The organism is Streptomyces sp. NPDC088762, from assembly GCF_044750905.1.
GTDB lineage: Bacteria > Actinomycetota > Actinomycetes > Streptomycetales > Streptomycetaceae > Streptomyces.
Genome location: NZ_JBIVKT010000001.1, coordinates 689230 through 703209, shown reverse-complemented (window position 1 = coordinate 703209; position 13980 = coordinate 689230). Strand labels below are relative to the sequence as shown.

The window sequence follows — 13980 nt, the reverse complement described above, 5'->3', positions numbered from 1 at the left end:
ATGACTGTTGAGCTGAACGACACCGTACGGGGACTGCTCGACGCACCGCACCCCGCCGTCCTGTCCACCCTCAACCCCGACGGAAGTCCGCAGAGTTCGGTCGTCTGGGTGACGCGCGAGGGCACCGACCTGCTGGTCTCCACCGAGCAGGGCCGCCGCAAGGAACGCAACATAGTCCGCGACGGGCGGGTCGGCCTGACCGTCTTCGACCTGGCCAACCCCTTCCTGTACGCCGAGATCCGCGGCACCGCCACCGTCGCCGAGGACGCCGGGCGGGCGGTGGCCGTCCGCATCGCCGAGGAGTACCTGGGCCCGGGCGCCGGCAAGGAGTACGCCGAGGCCCCGCCCGAGCAGGTCCGCGTGGTCGTCCGCATCACACCGACCAGGATCCTCGGCAACGCCGTCGCGAAGGGGTAGCGCGAGAGCCCCCGGCCCCCGCGGAGTGCGGGGGCCGGGGGCTCCGTGGTCCCACCGGCTGCGACTAGCCCTGGGTGAAGTAGCCGAGCAGGTCGGTGATCACGTGGTTGCTGCCGCCCCAGCTGTTGAAGACGTTGACCCGGCCCGACGCGACCGGGGTCGTCACATGGTTGGGGACGGTCAGGCCCGGCAGCGTGTTGAGGCTGCTGGCGTCCGTACGCGTGGTGCCGTAGACGGTGAGGAAACCGGGTGCGGTGGTCTCCGTCGCCGTCACGTTCAGGACCGCGCCGAGGGCGCCCGCCGGGAGGCCCGCGACCGTGGTGGTCGCGCCGGGCGCGAGCTTGCCGGTGGTGCGGGTGTCGGCGAGGCGCTTCGGGACGGCGGGCGTGAAGAGGGCCTTGCCGTCCTTGCCGTAGTACCCCACCGCGTCGAGGACCAGGTGGATGGAACCGGCGTTGTTGTAGAGGGTGACGGTGCCGTTCGGGCCGACCGGGACGATCGCCTGGTTGGACTTGTCCTTGCCGGGCTCCGGGTTCAGGTTCGACGTGGTCGGCCGCTTCGCCGGGTCCGGGTAGGCGATCACGTGCGTGTTGGCCGTCGTGCCGGTGCTGGTCAGGTTCAGCGCGACCGCGGTGGCGTCGGCGGGGATGCCGCCCACCCCGGCGACCTTCACCGTACGGGTCTGGCCGCCGGCCACCGCGCCGCCCGCCGCACGGGTGTCGGCGAGGCGGGTCGGGGTGATCGGGCTGAAGCGCTGCCCGATGCCGGGCTGGTAGTAGCCCACGAAGTCCACGATGAGCTCGGCCTGGCCGGCGTTCAGCTGCACCGCCATCTGCCGGTCGGCGCCGACGGGCACGGTCACCGTGTTCGACGAGGTGCCGCCCGCGCGGACGTTGACGTTCGAGGTCGTCGGGCGCGGCTGCCCGGACGGCCACACCGTGAGGTGGGTGTCCTCGGTGGCTCCGGTGACGGTCACGTTGAGGACGGCGGCGGCCATACCGCCCGAGAAGGCGTGGCCCGGCAGCCAGTTGCCGACCGGCAGGGCGACGGGGTTGGCGGCGCCGCTGCGCAGGGGGCGGCCGGTGGTGCGGCTGTCCAGCAGACGGAACGGCTCGGTGGCGACGTAACCGGAGGGCGCGTAGTCGGCCCGCACGGTCTTGGTCACCGAGGACCGCGCGCCCTTGGAGTCCCGGAGGGAGAGCTTCACCTGGTACTCGCCCGGCGTGCTGTAGGTGTGCTGGAGGTTGAGCAGGTGATCGCGGGCGTCGGAGGTGCCGTCGCCGAAGTCCACCTCCATGCTCTCCACGGGCCACGGCGCCGCGGTGGCGTCCAGGGCACCGATGTGCACCGTCAGCGGAGCGATGTGCCCGATCGGGTCGTCCGCGGTCGGCAGGACGGGCTTGGAGGTGAAGTCCGCGGTCAGCGGGCCGGCCGCCGTCACCTTGGCCGGCTGCTCGGTGGAGACCTCCTGGCCCGCGCCGTTGACCGCCGTCACCTTGACCACGCAGTCGCACGGCGAGGTGTAGACGTGCTCGGCGAGCCCGTGTGCGGCGTTGCCCTGCCGGGTGACGACGGGGGCCGTACCGTCGCCGAAGTCGACCCGGTAGCTCATCGCCGTGGGCCAGCGGCTGTCCGAAACGGCCTGCACCTGCACCGTGGTGCCGACCGGCGCGTGGGTCTGGTCGAGGTTCATCCAGACCTGGCTCAGGCCGTCCTGGCTCTCCTGCGCGCCGCGGTCGACGTACCCGCCGTCGCGGCCCGTGTTGGGAACCCGCGGGTCGTCCGCCGTCGGGTCCCCCTCGAGGTCGCTGGGCAGGACACCGGGCGCGGTCGGGTCACCGGAGTCGATGGTGGGCGAGCCGTCCATGGTGCCGACGTTCTCCGCGGACGGGGTCAGGATGTCGTGCGCGCCCTGGCCGGTGGCGGCAGCGAACGCCGCCGGGTCCTTGTAGGCGGTGCCCGACCACCGGTACGGCGTCACGGGGTGCGTGGGCAGGTCGGTGGTCAGGTTGTAGTCGGCGCGGGTGCCGGACACCGCGCTCGCCGACACCGCGATGCCGTTGCTCCCGTCGGCACACGTGCCGTTGTACTCGGAGTGGAGCAGGTTGTTGAACAGCGCCGAGCCGGTCGAGCCTCCGCCGAGCGAGAGGGACCCCCCGCAGCCGCCATAGAGGGAGTTGTTGGTGATGACGGTGCCGGGCGCGTCCACCGCGGCCACGGCGGGCCGGGCGCCTCCGCCGATCATGTTGCGGCCCAGTACGGTGCGCTGGGATCCGCCCTCGATCCGGGCGCCCGTCAGGCGGCTGCGGGTGATGCGCACGTCGGCGCTGCCGTCGGTCACCAGGACCGAGTCGAGCCTGCCCCTCATGACGCGGGACCGGTCGAGCTCGACATCGACGGAACGGCTGATCTGGACACCGCCCTGGGCGAACAGCCCGCGCAGCACCACGTGCGAGGCGCCGTTGACGGTCAGCAGCCTGCCGTAGTTCAGCTGCACCAAGGACTCGCCGAGCCCGGTCCCCGGTTCGGCGACGAACGCGATCGGCCTGCCCGGCTCCCCGGAGCGGTCGATGGTGACGGCCTCGTCGTACGTCTTGCCCGGCTTGATCCGCACGGTCTGGCCCGGCCGCACGACCTTGGCCGCCGCCGAGATCGTGCAGAACGGGGCGATCTGCGTGCCGGATCCGGCGTCGGAACAGTGGGCGTCGGGCAGGTTGCTGACGTAGAGGGAGGCCGGCGTCTCGGCGGCGGAAGCGCCGGGAACGCCGAGGAGGGTGACGAGACCTGCGGTCAGCAGGACCGTCGCGCGAGTGGGACGCACCAGAAGGGTTTCCTTCGACGGAGAAGCGGTGAAGAAGCCTGGACGCATCACGGGTGTGGCGCCGCACGACCGGCAAACGTCCTGTCCCCCAGCGACAGCCGGGCGCACACGAAACCCATGAGTACAGCGATCATCATCCAATGGCCGAAAGCCGATGTCACGTCCTTTGGACGATGACCTACGGCAGGTGCGGGCGCACCGCCGACCAGGCGTCGACCTCCGCCGCCACGGGGTCGGTGTCCCGGAGGCAGGGGCGTACGGAGGTGAGGTGGGCGACCAGGTTCTTGATGCGGCGCAGGTACAGGATCCGGGGCGGCGGCAGGTCGCGCCAGGTGCGGGCCTCCGCCGCGGCCGCGGCCGGGGTCAGGTCGAACAGGTCCAGCACCTCCCGGCACAGGACGGCCGGGTCGCCGCCGCGCTCCGGGCCGAGGGTGCGGATCATGTAGGCGCGCACGTGGGCCAGTTCGGACCACCAGGCCAGCTCGTCGGTGCCCTCCGCCGCCGCGCAGCGGTGGGTCGCGGCCACCGCCACCCGGCCCCAGCGCAGGCGGATCCCGTCCGGCAGCCCGTCGTCCTGCATCCGGCCGACCGCCAGGACGCGCAGGGTCCGCGGATACGGCTCGTCCACCAGCGGCGGATCGGTGGCCAGCCAGTCCTCCAGCGCCTCCAGGGAGTGCGCGTCGGGCGGTACGGAGGTCAGCACCTGGCCGCGGGTGAGCAGGGCGACCACGGCGCCCGTGAGGTGGACCTTCGCCGAGTGCCCGGCGTCGAAGGAATCGACCCCGCGCCCGTGGCGCTCGATGCGGCGCAGCCAGAGCCGCAGCTCCCCGGCCGCGTAGACCTGCCCGGCGCGCGCCACTCCGCCGATGCACCGCACCACGCACACGCCGCCCGTGGGACCGGCCTCCTCGACGGAGTACACCTGCAATTCGGCGATGGACACCCGCGCCCCCTTCTCCCAGGCCCCGATCGGGAGGCTACCGCCCGGGCTCCAGGACGAGGCGGATCTCCGTCACCTGGTAACCGGCACGGTCGAAAGCGGCCGCCATCGGGACGTTGACGGTGTCGGTGGTCGCGGTGATGCGGTCGGCGCCCGCGGCCGCCTGGAAGCGGGTGATCTCGCCCAGGACCTCGTCGATCAGGCCCTTGCCGCGCTGTTCCGGTACGACGCCGAGGTAGCCGACGTTGCGGTGGTACGGGGTCGCGGAGGGGATGGTCATGCCCGCGAGGGAGCCGTCGGGCAGGTGGGCCAGACGCCACCAGGAGCGCTCGCCGGGGCAGTCGGCGTAGAACGCGATGTCCTCGCGGGCCAGTTGCTCGGCGTCCATGGTGCGCAGTTCGTCCACGGTGGTCAGGTCGAGACTGCCGTGGGACAGCCGGACGAAGGCGTCGAGGAACTCCTCGTCCGTGCCCTCCCGGAAGACGAGGCGCCCGGTGGGCTCCGGGATCCCGGCCGCCGGGGTCCACTCGTAGCGCAGGCGCTCGATCTCCCGGGTCAGCCCGGTCTTGTAGGCCGCCTTCCGGCGCCAGCCGACGGCCGCGGCGAGTTCCGCGTCGGCCCGCCAGCCGCGGGGCAGGGACAGGTTGTACAGCGGGAGCGCGCCGAAGGCGGCGTGCCCGGCGGCGAGGAGCCCGGCGGCAGCCGCGGCCGGGTCGGCCACGGTGGAGCGCACCTGGAGGCAGTCCAGCGCGATGGGCCGCTCGCTGTCGGCGCGGCCCCACCACAGGGCACGCGCGAGGACCTCCCCGTCCTCGCCCTCGGCGTACCAGATCCACTCGGGCCGCATCCGGTTCCCGGCGAGCTCGTCACGGATCGTGCCGTTGGTCATGGCGGGAAGGGGCCCGTCGGCCGGGTAGGCAAGGGCACGGTCCAGACCGGCGGGGTCTGCGGTGGCAGCGCGAAATCTCATCGGCCCGATGATCACACGCCCCCGATTCCGCCGACCAGGCCTTTTCCCTGCCCCCTCGCCGGAGGGGGCTCAGCGCCAGGTGTTGGTGTCCACGATCTCGCCGGTCTCCAGGTCGATGCGGCCGTGGAAATCGCCCGCGCTGCGCGTGACCATGATCAGGAGCGGTCGTCCGTCCTGGGGGAACGCGTCGTGGAAGCCGTGAACGCCGTTCCGGTCCCCCACCAGGTCGTGCGGCGGGCGCAGCCGAAAGCGCTCCGAGCCGTCGGCCCGGTAGACCACCGCGTTATCGGTAGGGGTGAAGGGCGTGGGGTCCAGCGCTTCCACCACCAGCACCAGCGTCTCGCCGTCCTGCCTCCACGCCAGGACGGACTGCGGCGGCTTCTCGTACCGCTGCTCCACGGCTCCGGCGGGACCGCTCCAGCGGAGCGTGGTGTCACCCGTGGTCCAGTCGACCACCACGTCCGCCTGCCGTGCTGTCATGGTCCCAGCATGTCTTACGGCGTGGGACCCTCCGTGGGGCACCCTGGTCCTGCACCTGTGGAACGACTACGAGTCGGGTCAGGGCCGGCCCGCCGTAACCCCCCGAAGGCCGATGGCCGGTCTCCTCGGGGGAGACCGGCCATCGGGGACTGTCGTCCGTACCGCTACGACCAGGTGACGAGGCGGCGGGGGTGTTCCAGGACCGCCGCGATGTCGGCCAGGAAACGGGAGCCGAGCTCGCCGTCGATGAGGCGGTGGTCGAAGGACAGGGCCAGGGTGGTGACCTGGCGCGGCTTCACCTTGCCCTTGTGGACCCACGGCTGGAGCTTGATCGCGCCGACCGCGAGGATCGCGGACTCGCCGGGGTTCAGGATGGGCGTACCGGTGTCGACGCCGAAGACGCCGACGTTGGTGATGGTGAGGGTGCCGTTCTGCATGTCGGCCGGGGAGGTCTTGCCGTCTCGGGCCGTGGCGACCAGGTCCGACAGGGCCGTCGACAGCTCGCCGAGCGTCTTGGCGTGGGCGTCCTTGATGTTCGGGACGATCAGGCCGCGGGGGGTGGCCGCCGCGATGCCCAGGTTGACGTAGTGCTTGAGCACGATCTCCTGGGCCGCCTCGTCCCAGGAGGCGTTGACCTCCGGGTTGCGGCGGATCGCCACCAGGACGGCCTTGGCGATGAGGAGCAGCGGGTTGATGCGCAGGCCCGCCAGGTCCGGATCGGCCTTGAGCTCCTGGACCAGCTTCATCGTCCGGGTCACGTCGAGGGTGATGAACTCGGTGACGTGCGGTGCGGTGAAGGCGGAGCCCACCATCGCCTGGGCGGTGACCTTGCGGACGCCCTTGACCGGGATACGGGTCTCCCGCGCCGAGTCCCCGGCCTGGACGGCCGGAGCCGGGGCGGCCGCAGCGGCGGGGGCCGCCACGGGCGCGGGAGCCTCCGCCTGCGGGGCGACGGCCGCCGCGGCGGCCGCGTGGACGTCCTCGCGGGTCACGACTCCGCCGTCGCCAGTGGGCACCACCGCGGCGAGGTCGATCCCGAGGTCCTTGGCCAGCTTGCGCACCGGCGGCTTGGCCAGGGGCCGCTCGCCGGCCGGCTGCGCCGGGACGGCGGCCGGAGCGGGAGCCGCCGGAGCCGCAGCCGGAGCCGCCGCGGCCGCCGGGGCGCTGCCGTTCTGCGCCGGCGCGGCCGCCGCCTTGCGCGGGCGGCGCTTGGTGGAGGCGGTGGAGACCCCGTAGCCGACCAGAACGGGCTGGCGGGCCGCGGCGGCCGGCTCCTCCTCCGCCGCGGGGGCGGCGGCCGGAGCGGCCTCCTGCACCGGGGCCTCGGCGCCGGCCTCCGTCCGGACGGAGATGATCACCTGGCCGACGTCGACCGTGGTGCCCTCCTCGAAGAGGAGCGCGTGCACGACCCCGTCGAAGGGGATCGGCAGCTCGACGGCGGCCTTCGCGGTCTCGACCTCGCAGACGACCTGCCCGTCGGTGACGGTGTCACCCGGCTGGACGTACCACTTGAGGATCTCGGCCTCGGTGAGGCCCTCGCCCACATCGGGCATCTTGAATTCGCGGATCGTCATCGCAGGGCTCTCCTCAGTACGCCAACGAGCGGTCGACGGCGTCGAGCACCCTGTCCAGGCCCGGCAGGTATTCGTCCTCCAGGCGGGCCGGCGGGTACGGGGCGTGGAAACCGCCCACGCGCAGCACCGGGGCCTCCAGGTGGTAGAAGCACCGCTCCGTGATGCGAGCGGCGATCTCCGAGCCCACGCCCAGGAACACCGGCGCCTCGTGGACGACGACGAGCCGGCGGGTCTTCTCCACCGACGCCTGGATCCCGTCGAAGTCGACCGGGGACATCGAGCGCAGGTCGACGACCTCCACCGACTTGCCCTCCTCGGCCGCCGCGGCCGCCGCCTCCAGGCACACCTTCACCATCGGGCCGTACGCCGCCAGGGTGAGGTCCGAGCCCTCGCGCGCCACGCGCGCCTTGTGCAGCTCGTAGGGGATGGCCTCGACATCGACCTCGCCCTTGTCCCAGTAGCGCCGCTTCGGCTCGAAGAAGATCACCGGGTCGTCGCTGAGGATGGCCTGCTGGAGCATCCAGTACGCGTCGCTCGCGTTCGACGGGGAGACCACCTTGAGGCCCGCGACGTGCGCGAAGAGCGCCTCCGGGGACTCGCTGTGGTGCTCGACCGCGCCGATGCCGCCCGCGTACGGGATGCGCACCACGACCGGCATCTTGATCTTGCCGAGGGCGCGCGCGTGCATCTTCGCGAGCTGCGTGACGATCTGGTCGTACGCCGGGAAGACGAACCCGTCGAACTGGATCTCCACGACCGGCCGGTAGCCGCGCAGCGCCAGACCGATCGCCGTGCCGACGATGCCCGACTCGGCGAGCGGGGTGTCGATGACACGCTCCTCGCCGAAGTCCTTCTGCAGGCCGTCGGTGATCCGGAAGACACCGCCCAGCTTGCCCACGTCCTCGCCCATGATCAGGACCTTGGGGTCCGTCTCCAGGGCCTTGCGCAGCGACTCGTTGAGCGCCTTCGCGATCGACATCTTCTCGATGGCCATGGTGGTCACTCCCCACCCTCGAAGGACGCGAGGTAGGCCGCGAACTGCGCGCGCTCCTCGTCGACGAGCGCGTGCCCGTCCGCGTAGACGTTCTCGAAGATCGCCATGGTGTCGGGGTCGGGCATGGCGCGCACGGCCTCGCGCACCCGCTTGCCCAGCGCCTCGCTCTCCGCCTCCAGCCCGTCGAAGAAGGCCTCGTCGGCCCCTCCGGTGGCGAGCAGGTGGGTCTTCAGGCGCAGGATCGGGTCCTTCGCCTCCCAGGCCGCCGTCTCCTCGTCCCGCCGGTACTTCGTCGGGTCGTCCGAGGTGGTGTGCGCGCCCATCCGGTACGTGAACGCCTCGACCAGGGTCGGGCCCTCGCCGCGGCGCGCCCGGTCCAGGGCCCAGCGGGTCACGGCCAGGCAGGCCAGGACGTCGTTGCCGTCGACGCGGACGCCCGGGAAGCCGAAGCCCTGCGCGCGCTGGTAGAGCGGCACGCGCATCTGGCGCTCGGTCGGCTCGGAGATCGCCCACTGGTTGTTCTGGCAGAAGAACACCACGGGGGAGTTGTAGACGGCCGAGAAGGTGAACGCCTCGGCCACGTCGCCCTGGCTGGACGCGCCGTCGCCGAAGTAGGCGATGACCGCGGAGTCGGCGCCGTCCTTGGCCACACCCATCGCATAGCCGGTCGCGTGGAGCGTCTGCGAGCCGATGACGATCGTGTACAGGTGGAAGTTGTTGGTGTTCGGGTCCCAGCCGCCGTGGTTCACACCGCGGAACATGCCGAGGAGGTTGGTCGGGTCGACGCCGCGGCACCAGGCCACACCGTGTTCACGGTAGGTCGGGAAGACGTAGTCGTCGTCGTTCAGCGCCCGGCCGGAGCCGATCTGCGCCGCCTCCTGGCCGAGGAGCGAGGCCCACAGGCCCAGTTCGCCCTGACGCTGGAGCGAGGTCGCCTCACCGTCGAAGCGGCGGGTGAGCACCATGTCGCGGTACAGCCCGCGCAGGTCCTCGGTGGTGATGTCGGCGACGAAGGGGGCGAACTCGGCGTTCTCCGGGTGCTCCGCGTCGTCGACGCGAACCCCTTCGGGCGTCAGCAGCTGTACGAGCTGAGGTTCAGCGTCCTGCGTCTGCGCGGTGGCAGCGGCGGGCTTGGCGGCGCTCGCCGCGCCTGCCGCCCGCTTGGTGCCGCTGCTGCGTCGCGGCTTGCGCGCGGCAGTGCTCTCCACGGTCACTTGGTGCTCCTCCGTCGGTCCGGCACCCGGGTTCTCCGGGGTCCAGTGCGGCTCACCTGGCTCTGTACCCGCGCACGGGGTGGGTGCGCGCTGTGTACGGATCCAGGCGTGACAGGTGCCCCGGCGAGTGCCCTGCGCAATGCACGTTACCCAGTACGCCGCATTACTGCGAAACCCCGTTTGACCTGGGATTTTGCTTGGATATCCAAGTAAATCCGGGGAAGCGGGAACAACCACTGGTCACAGCCTTGCAGGGGGCCGGAACACCGGCACGTTATCCCGGGTAACTCCGGCAGGGAAGGGGTGAGTGTGTGAAACTGACTTCGTGCGCGAAGACGGAAAAATCAAGGTATTCCTCCTGGACGACCACGAAGTGGTACGTCGGGGTGTTCACGAGCTGTTGTCGGTCGAAGAGGACATCGAGATCGTCGGCGAGGCCGGTACCGCAGCGGACGCCCTGGTCCGGATTCCCGCCACCCGTCCGGACGTGGCCGTCCTCGACGTGCGCCTGCCGGACGGCAGCGGCGTGGAGGTCTGCCGCGAGGTCCGCTCGCAGCACGAGGACATCAAATGCCTGATGCTGACCTCGTTCGCCGACGACGAGGCACTGTTCGACGCGATCATGGCCGGCGCCTCCGGCTACGTGCTCAAGGCGATCCGCGGCAATGAGCTCCTGAGCGCCGTACGGGACGTGGCGGCGGGCAAGTCGCTGCTGGACCCGGTGGCCACCGCCCGGGTGCTGGAGCGGCTGCGGGACGGCAAGAACGGCAAGGGCGACGACCGCCTGTCCCACCTCACCGACCAGGAGCGCAAGATCCTCGACCTGATCGGCGAGGGCCTGACGAACCGCGTGATCGGCGAGCGGCTGCACCTGGCCGAGAAGACCATCAAGAACTACGTCTCCAGCCTGCTCGCCAAGCTGGGCATGGAGCGGCGCTCCCAGGCCGCCGCCTACGTGGCCCGCCTCCAGGCCGAGAAGCGCGTCTGAGCCTCCCCCCGGTGGACTGCGGAATTTCCCGTCGCATACGGGAGCGGGCCCGGCGGAATTGATTCCGCCGGGCCCGTTCGATTTTCCGTCCCTCACTCTTCGCCGGCGCCGCGTCCTACGTCCGGCTCCGTGGTCTTGGTCGGCTGCGCCGTCTGCGTGGCCGACTTCGTCGGCGTCGGCGAGCTGGACTTCGACGCGGAGGCCGAGGCGGAGGCCGACGCGGTGGCCGACTCCGACTCCGACGCGGAGGGCAGCGGGCTGGAGCTCTGCGACCTGCTGCGGCTCGCCGTCGGCGGCGTGAAGGTGGGGCTGTCCTCCTCGCTCGACTGGGACGTCGAGGGCTGGGGGGAGGCCGTGGTGCCCGGCTGGCCGCTGGAGCTGGACACGGAGGTCGTCGGCCCCTGGGGCTTCTTCCCCTTGCCGCCGACGCTGCTGACCGCGAAGGCCACGCCCGCCGCGACCGCGACGATCGCGAGCACCGCGAACAGCCACATCCGCCAGCGGCCGCCGCCGCGGTCCTCGTAGCCGTCGTAACCGCCGCCGTGCCCGCCCGGGCCGCCTCCTCCGGGGAAGGCCGTGCCGTCGTCCGGGTTCAGCGGCGGCACCATCGCCTGCTGGAACTGCGAGGTCGACGCGTGGACGGGGCGCTGCTGGCCGCCGGCCCCGCCCAGGGGCATGGCCGTCGTGGCGGCGGCGCCGCCCCGGCCGTGCGGCAGGGCCATGGTGACCGGGCCGGTGTTCCAGGTGCCGGTGTTCGGTCCCTGGTCGTGCAGCATCTGGAGCGCGTACTGGACGAGGCCGCGCATCTCCTCGGCGCTCTGGAACCGGTCGTCCGGGTCCTTGGCGAGCGACCGCATGACCAGGCCGTCGAGCTCCTGCGGAATGTGGTGGCCCTCCGGCAGCTGCGAGGGCGGCACCGGGGCGTCCTGGACGTGCTGGTAGACCACCGACAGTGGGGTCTCACCGGTGAACGGGGGCCGCAGCGCGAGGAGTTCGTACAGCAGACAGCCGGTCGCGTAGAGGTCCGAGCGGTGGTCCACGGCCTTGCCGAGGGCCTGTTCGGGCGACAGGTACTGCGGGGTGCCCATGACCATGCCGGTCTGAGTCATCGTCGACTGGGCGCCGTGCAGGGCGCGGGCGATGCCGAAGTCCATCACCTTCACCGCGCCGGTGTCCGTGATGATGACGTTGGCGGGCTTGATGTCGCGGTGCACGATGCCGTGCTGGTGCGAGTACGCGAGCGCCTCGAGCACGCCCGAGGTGATGATGAGCGCCTGCTCGGGGCCGGGGGCCTCGGCGCTGAGCAGCAGGTCGCGGATGGTGCGGCCCTCGACGAGCTCCATCACGATGTACGGGACGGTGGTCGGGCCGACCCTGTCCTCGCCGGAGTCGTAGACGGCCACCACCGCGTGGTGGTTGAGCCCTGCGACCGACTGCGCCTCACGCGTGAAGCGCGCCTTGGACACCGGGTCCTCGGCCAGGTCCGCGCGCAGCAGCTTCACGGCCACGGTGCGGCCCAGCCGTACGTCCTCGGCGGCGAAGACCTCCGCCATGCCGCCACGGCCCAGCCGGTGGGTCAGCCGGTAACGGCCGTCCCCCACCAGGCCGCCGGCGCCCCAGTGCGAAGGGTCCTCGGCCATCCCGGCGCCGCCTGCCTCGGGTTCGGGTGCCATCAGTCCTCGCCGTCGTCTCTCTTGGCCGCCGCTCAGCGGTAGGTCCTCTGCATCGTGTCTCTGGTGCTCCGGTGAACGCTACAGCCTCGGAACCGGTCACCGTTCGGACATGGGCGCCGCGTGCACGTGTGGTCACGGAACGGGCACCTGGCTTGACGTGTGCTTGCCCTCCGGCAGACTGGGCGCGACACAAGCAGCTCGAGGGGAAGCAACAGTCATGAGCCAGGACGGCACTCAGGGCCGGTACGCAGGCGGTTCCCTGGCCCGCGGCCGTTACCAGCTAAGGGATTTGCTCGGCGAGGGCGGCATGGCCGCGGTGTACCTCGCGTACGACACCGCGCTCGACCGCCAGGTCGCGATCAAAACGCTGCACACCGAGCTGGGACGCGAACAGTCCTTCCGCGAGCGCTTCCGGCGCGAGGCCCAGGCTGTTGCCAAACTGTCGCACACCAACATCGTGTCCGTGTTCGACACCGGCGAGGACGAGTTCGACGGCTCCGTCATGCCGTACATCGTCATGGAGTACGTGGAGGGGAAGCCGCTCGGCTCCGTGCTCCAGGCGGACATCGCGCAGTACGGCGCGATGCCGGCGGACAAGGCGCTGAAGGTGACGGCCGATGTGCTGGCCGCCCTGGACACCAGTCACGAGATGGGCCTCGTCCACCGCGACATCAAGCCCGGCAACGTCATGGTGACCAAGCGCGGCGTGGTCAAGGTCATGGACTTCGGCATCGCCCGCGCCATGCAGTCCGGTGTCACCTCGATGACCCAGACCGGCATGGTCGTCGGCACCCCGCAGTACCTGTCGCCCGAGCAGGCGCTGGGCCGCGGGGTCGACGCCCGCTCCGACCTGTACTCGGTCGGCATCATGCTCTTCCAGCTGCTGACCGGGCGGATCCCCTTCGACGCCGACTCGCCGCTGGCCATCGCGTACGCGCACGTGCAGGAGGAGCCCGTCGCTCCGTCCTCCATCAACCGGTCGGTGACCCCGGCGATGGACGCGCTCGTGGCCCGGGCCCTGAAGAAGAACCCGAACGAGCGCTTCCCCACGGCCGCGGCCATGGGCGACGAGATCGCGCGCGTGCTGGCCTCCGGGCAGACCGGGGCCCCGGTCATCGTCCAGGGCGCCCCCACCGGCGGCAGCGGGGCCGGGGTGTCCTCGGCCGTGTTCCCGCCGGTGGACTCCGGCTTCCAGGCGCCGCCGCAGTCGGTGCAGCAGCCGTACCAGTCCCCCTACGCGCCCACGCCCGCTCCGGTCCCGCAGCACCAGCAGCACCAGCCCCAGCAGCACGCGCAGGGTGCCTACGCCTACCCGCACACGCCGGCGCCGATGCCGCAGCAGCAGTACGCGCCGCAGACCCCGCCGCCGTACACGATCTCCCCGGCGACCTCGGCGGGCCAGGGCGGTCCGGCCGGAGGCGCCGGCGGCGGCAAGAAGAACACGCCGGTGATCGTGGGCGCGATCGCGGTGGCGCTGCTGGCGGTCGGCGGTCTGATCGCGGCGCTCAACGGCGGCGACAAGGACAAGGGCGACGCGAAGGGCGGGGGCGCCGGCGCGTCGGCGGCGGCGTCGGGCTCCGCCAAGGGCGGTTCCAAGGGGCCGGACCGGTCCCGCGTGATCGACGCGTCCAAGTGCAAGGAGCCGACCAAGCACTTCAGCGAGGCCGGCAAGTACCAGGCCCCGGACTTCAAGTACAAGGACCTGCTCTCCGTGAAGGCGTGCATCCAGGCCTCCGGCGGCAAGTACAACATCGTCGAGAAGGACGAGGCCGTGTGGGGCAAGGACACCGTGCTGGAGCAGGTTCCGAGGGCCCAGGACAAGATCGAGAAGGAAGGCACGGAGTACACGCTGACCGTGTCGACCGGCAACCCGGAGTAGGAGCGGGAACCGCCGCACTGCGCCAGACCG

11 protein-coding genes are annotated in these 13980 nt (G+C 71.7%); 3 read left to right on the top strand and 8 right to left on the bottom strand.

The window, feature by feature from the left end; genetic code table 11:
* Complete coding sequence (locus tag ACIP5M_RS03210; protein ID WP_401191217.1) at positions 1–417, top strand: PPOX class F420-dependent oxidoreductase; 417 nt, start codon at positions 1–3, stop codon at positions 415–417.
* A 64-nt stretch (positions 418–481) separates the two neighbouring features.
* On the opposite strand, the gene ACIP5M_RS03205 is transcribed toward ACIP5M_RS03210, so the two are convergent.
* The 7 genes from ACIP5M_RS03205 to pdhA all read right to left on the bottom strand — a co-directional run bounded on the left by ACIP5M_RS03205 (position 482) and on the right by pdhA (position 9410).
* Positions 482–3238, bottom strand: coding sequence for a PKD domain-containing protein (locus ACIP5M_RS03205; RefSeq protein WP_401191215.1), 2757 nt, complete (start codon positions 3236–3238; stop codon positions 482–484).
* Between the two features lie 178 nt (positions 3239–3416).
* Positions 3417–4181, bottom strand: coding sequence for a hypothetical protein (locus ACIP5M_RS03200; protein ID WP_401191213.1), 765 nt, complete (start codon positions 4179–4181; stop codon positions 3417–3419).
* 34 nt (positions 4182–4215) lie between these two features.
* Positions 4216–5148: a GNAT family N-acetyltransferase gene (locus ACIP5M_RS03195; RefSeq protein WP_401191211.1), complete on the bottom strand. Its 933-nt coding sequence runs from the start codon at positions 5146–5148 to the stop codon at positions 4216–4218.
* Between the two features lie 69 nt (positions 5149–5217).
* The gene (locus tag ACIP5M_RS03190; protein WP_401191209.1) at positions 5218–5628 is read right to left on the bottom strand and encodes a hypothetical protein; all 411 of its coding nucleotides are present in this window, start codon (positions 5626–5628) and stop codon (positions 5218–5220) included.
* Between the two features lie 164 nt (positions 5629–5792).
* Entirely contained in the window at positions 5793–7202 is a 1410-nt protein-coding gene (locus ACIP5M_RS03185) for a dihydrolipoamide acetyltransferase family protein (protein ID WP_401191207.1), read from the bottom strand.
* A gap of 13 nt (positions 7203–7215) precedes the next feature.
* Positions 7216–8196: an alpha-ketoacid dehydrogenase subunit beta gene (locus tag ACIP5M_RS03180; RefSeq protein WP_401191205.1), complete on the bottom strand. Its 981-nt coding sequence runs from the start codon at positions 8194–8196 to the stop codon at positions 7216–7218.
* Positions 8197–8201: 5 nt separating this feature from the next.
* A complete protein-coding gene (gene pdhA / locus ACIP5M_RS03175) occupies positions 8202–9410 on the bottom strand; it encodes a pyruvate dehydrogenase (acetyl-transferring) E1 component subunit alpha (RefSeq protein ID WP_401191203.1) in 1209 nt (402 codons plus the stop codon).
* A gap of 325 nt (positions 9411–9735) precedes the next feature.
* Here pdhA and ACIP5M_RS03170 point away from each other — a divergent pair, with 325 nt between their 5' ends.
* Positions 9736–10398, top strand: a complete 663-nt coding sequence (locus tag ACIP5M_RS03170; protein ID WP_401191202.1) for a response regulator — start codon at positions 9736–9738, stop codon at positions 10396–10398.
* 92 nt (positions 10399–10490) lie between these two features.
* Here the strand turns inward: ACIP5M_RS03170 and ACIP5M_RS03165 are convergent, their stop codons facing one another.
* On the bottom strand, positions 10491–12071 hold the full coding sequence (locus ACIP5M_RS03165) for a protein kinase (protein ID WP_401191200.1): 1581 nt from the start codon (positions 12069–12071) through the stop codon (positions 10491–10493).
* A gap of 217 nt (positions 12072–12288) precedes the next feature.
* On the opposite strand from ACIP5M_RS03165, the gene ACIP5M_RS03160 reads away from it, so the two are divergent.
* A complete protein-coding gene (locus tag ACIP5M_RS03160; protein WP_401191198.1) occupies positions 12289–13950 on the top strand; it encodes a protein kinase in 1662 nt (553 codons plus the stop codon).
* The last annotated feature ends 30 nt before the right edge of the window (positions 13951–13980 follow it).

Bases quoted from the DNA above. Each gene is read 5' to 3' on its own strand.
- ACIP5M_RS03190 (WP_401191209.1), bottom strand. From the start codon at position 5,628: ATGACAGCACGGCAGGCGGACGTGGTGGTCGACTGGACCACGGGTGAC.
- ACIP5M_RS03160 (WP_401191198.1), top strand. From the start codon at position 12,289: ATGAGCCAGGACGGCACTCAGGGCCGGTACGCAGGCGGTTCCCTGGCC.
- ACIP5M_RS03165 (WP_401191200.1), bottom strand. From the start codon at position 12,071: ATGGCACCCGAACCCGAGGCAGGCGGCGCCGGGATGGCCGAGGACCCT.
- ACIP5M_RS03195 (WP_401191211.1), bottom strand. From the start codon at position 5,148: ATGAGATTTCGCGCTGCCACCGCAGACCCCGCCGGTCTGGACCGTGCC.
- ACIP5M_RS03210 (WP_401191217.1), top strand. From the start codon at position 1: ATGACTGTTGAGCTGAACGACACCGTACGGGGACTGCTCGACGCACCG.
- ACIP5M_RS03185 (WP_401191207.1), bottom strand. From the start codon at position 7,202: ATGACGATCCGCGAATTCAAGATGCCCGATGTGGGCGAGGGCCTCACC.
- ACIP5M_RS03180 (WP_401191205.1), bottom strand. From the start codon at position 8,196: ATGGCCATCGAGAAGATGTCGATCGCGAAGGCGCTCAACGAGTCGCTG.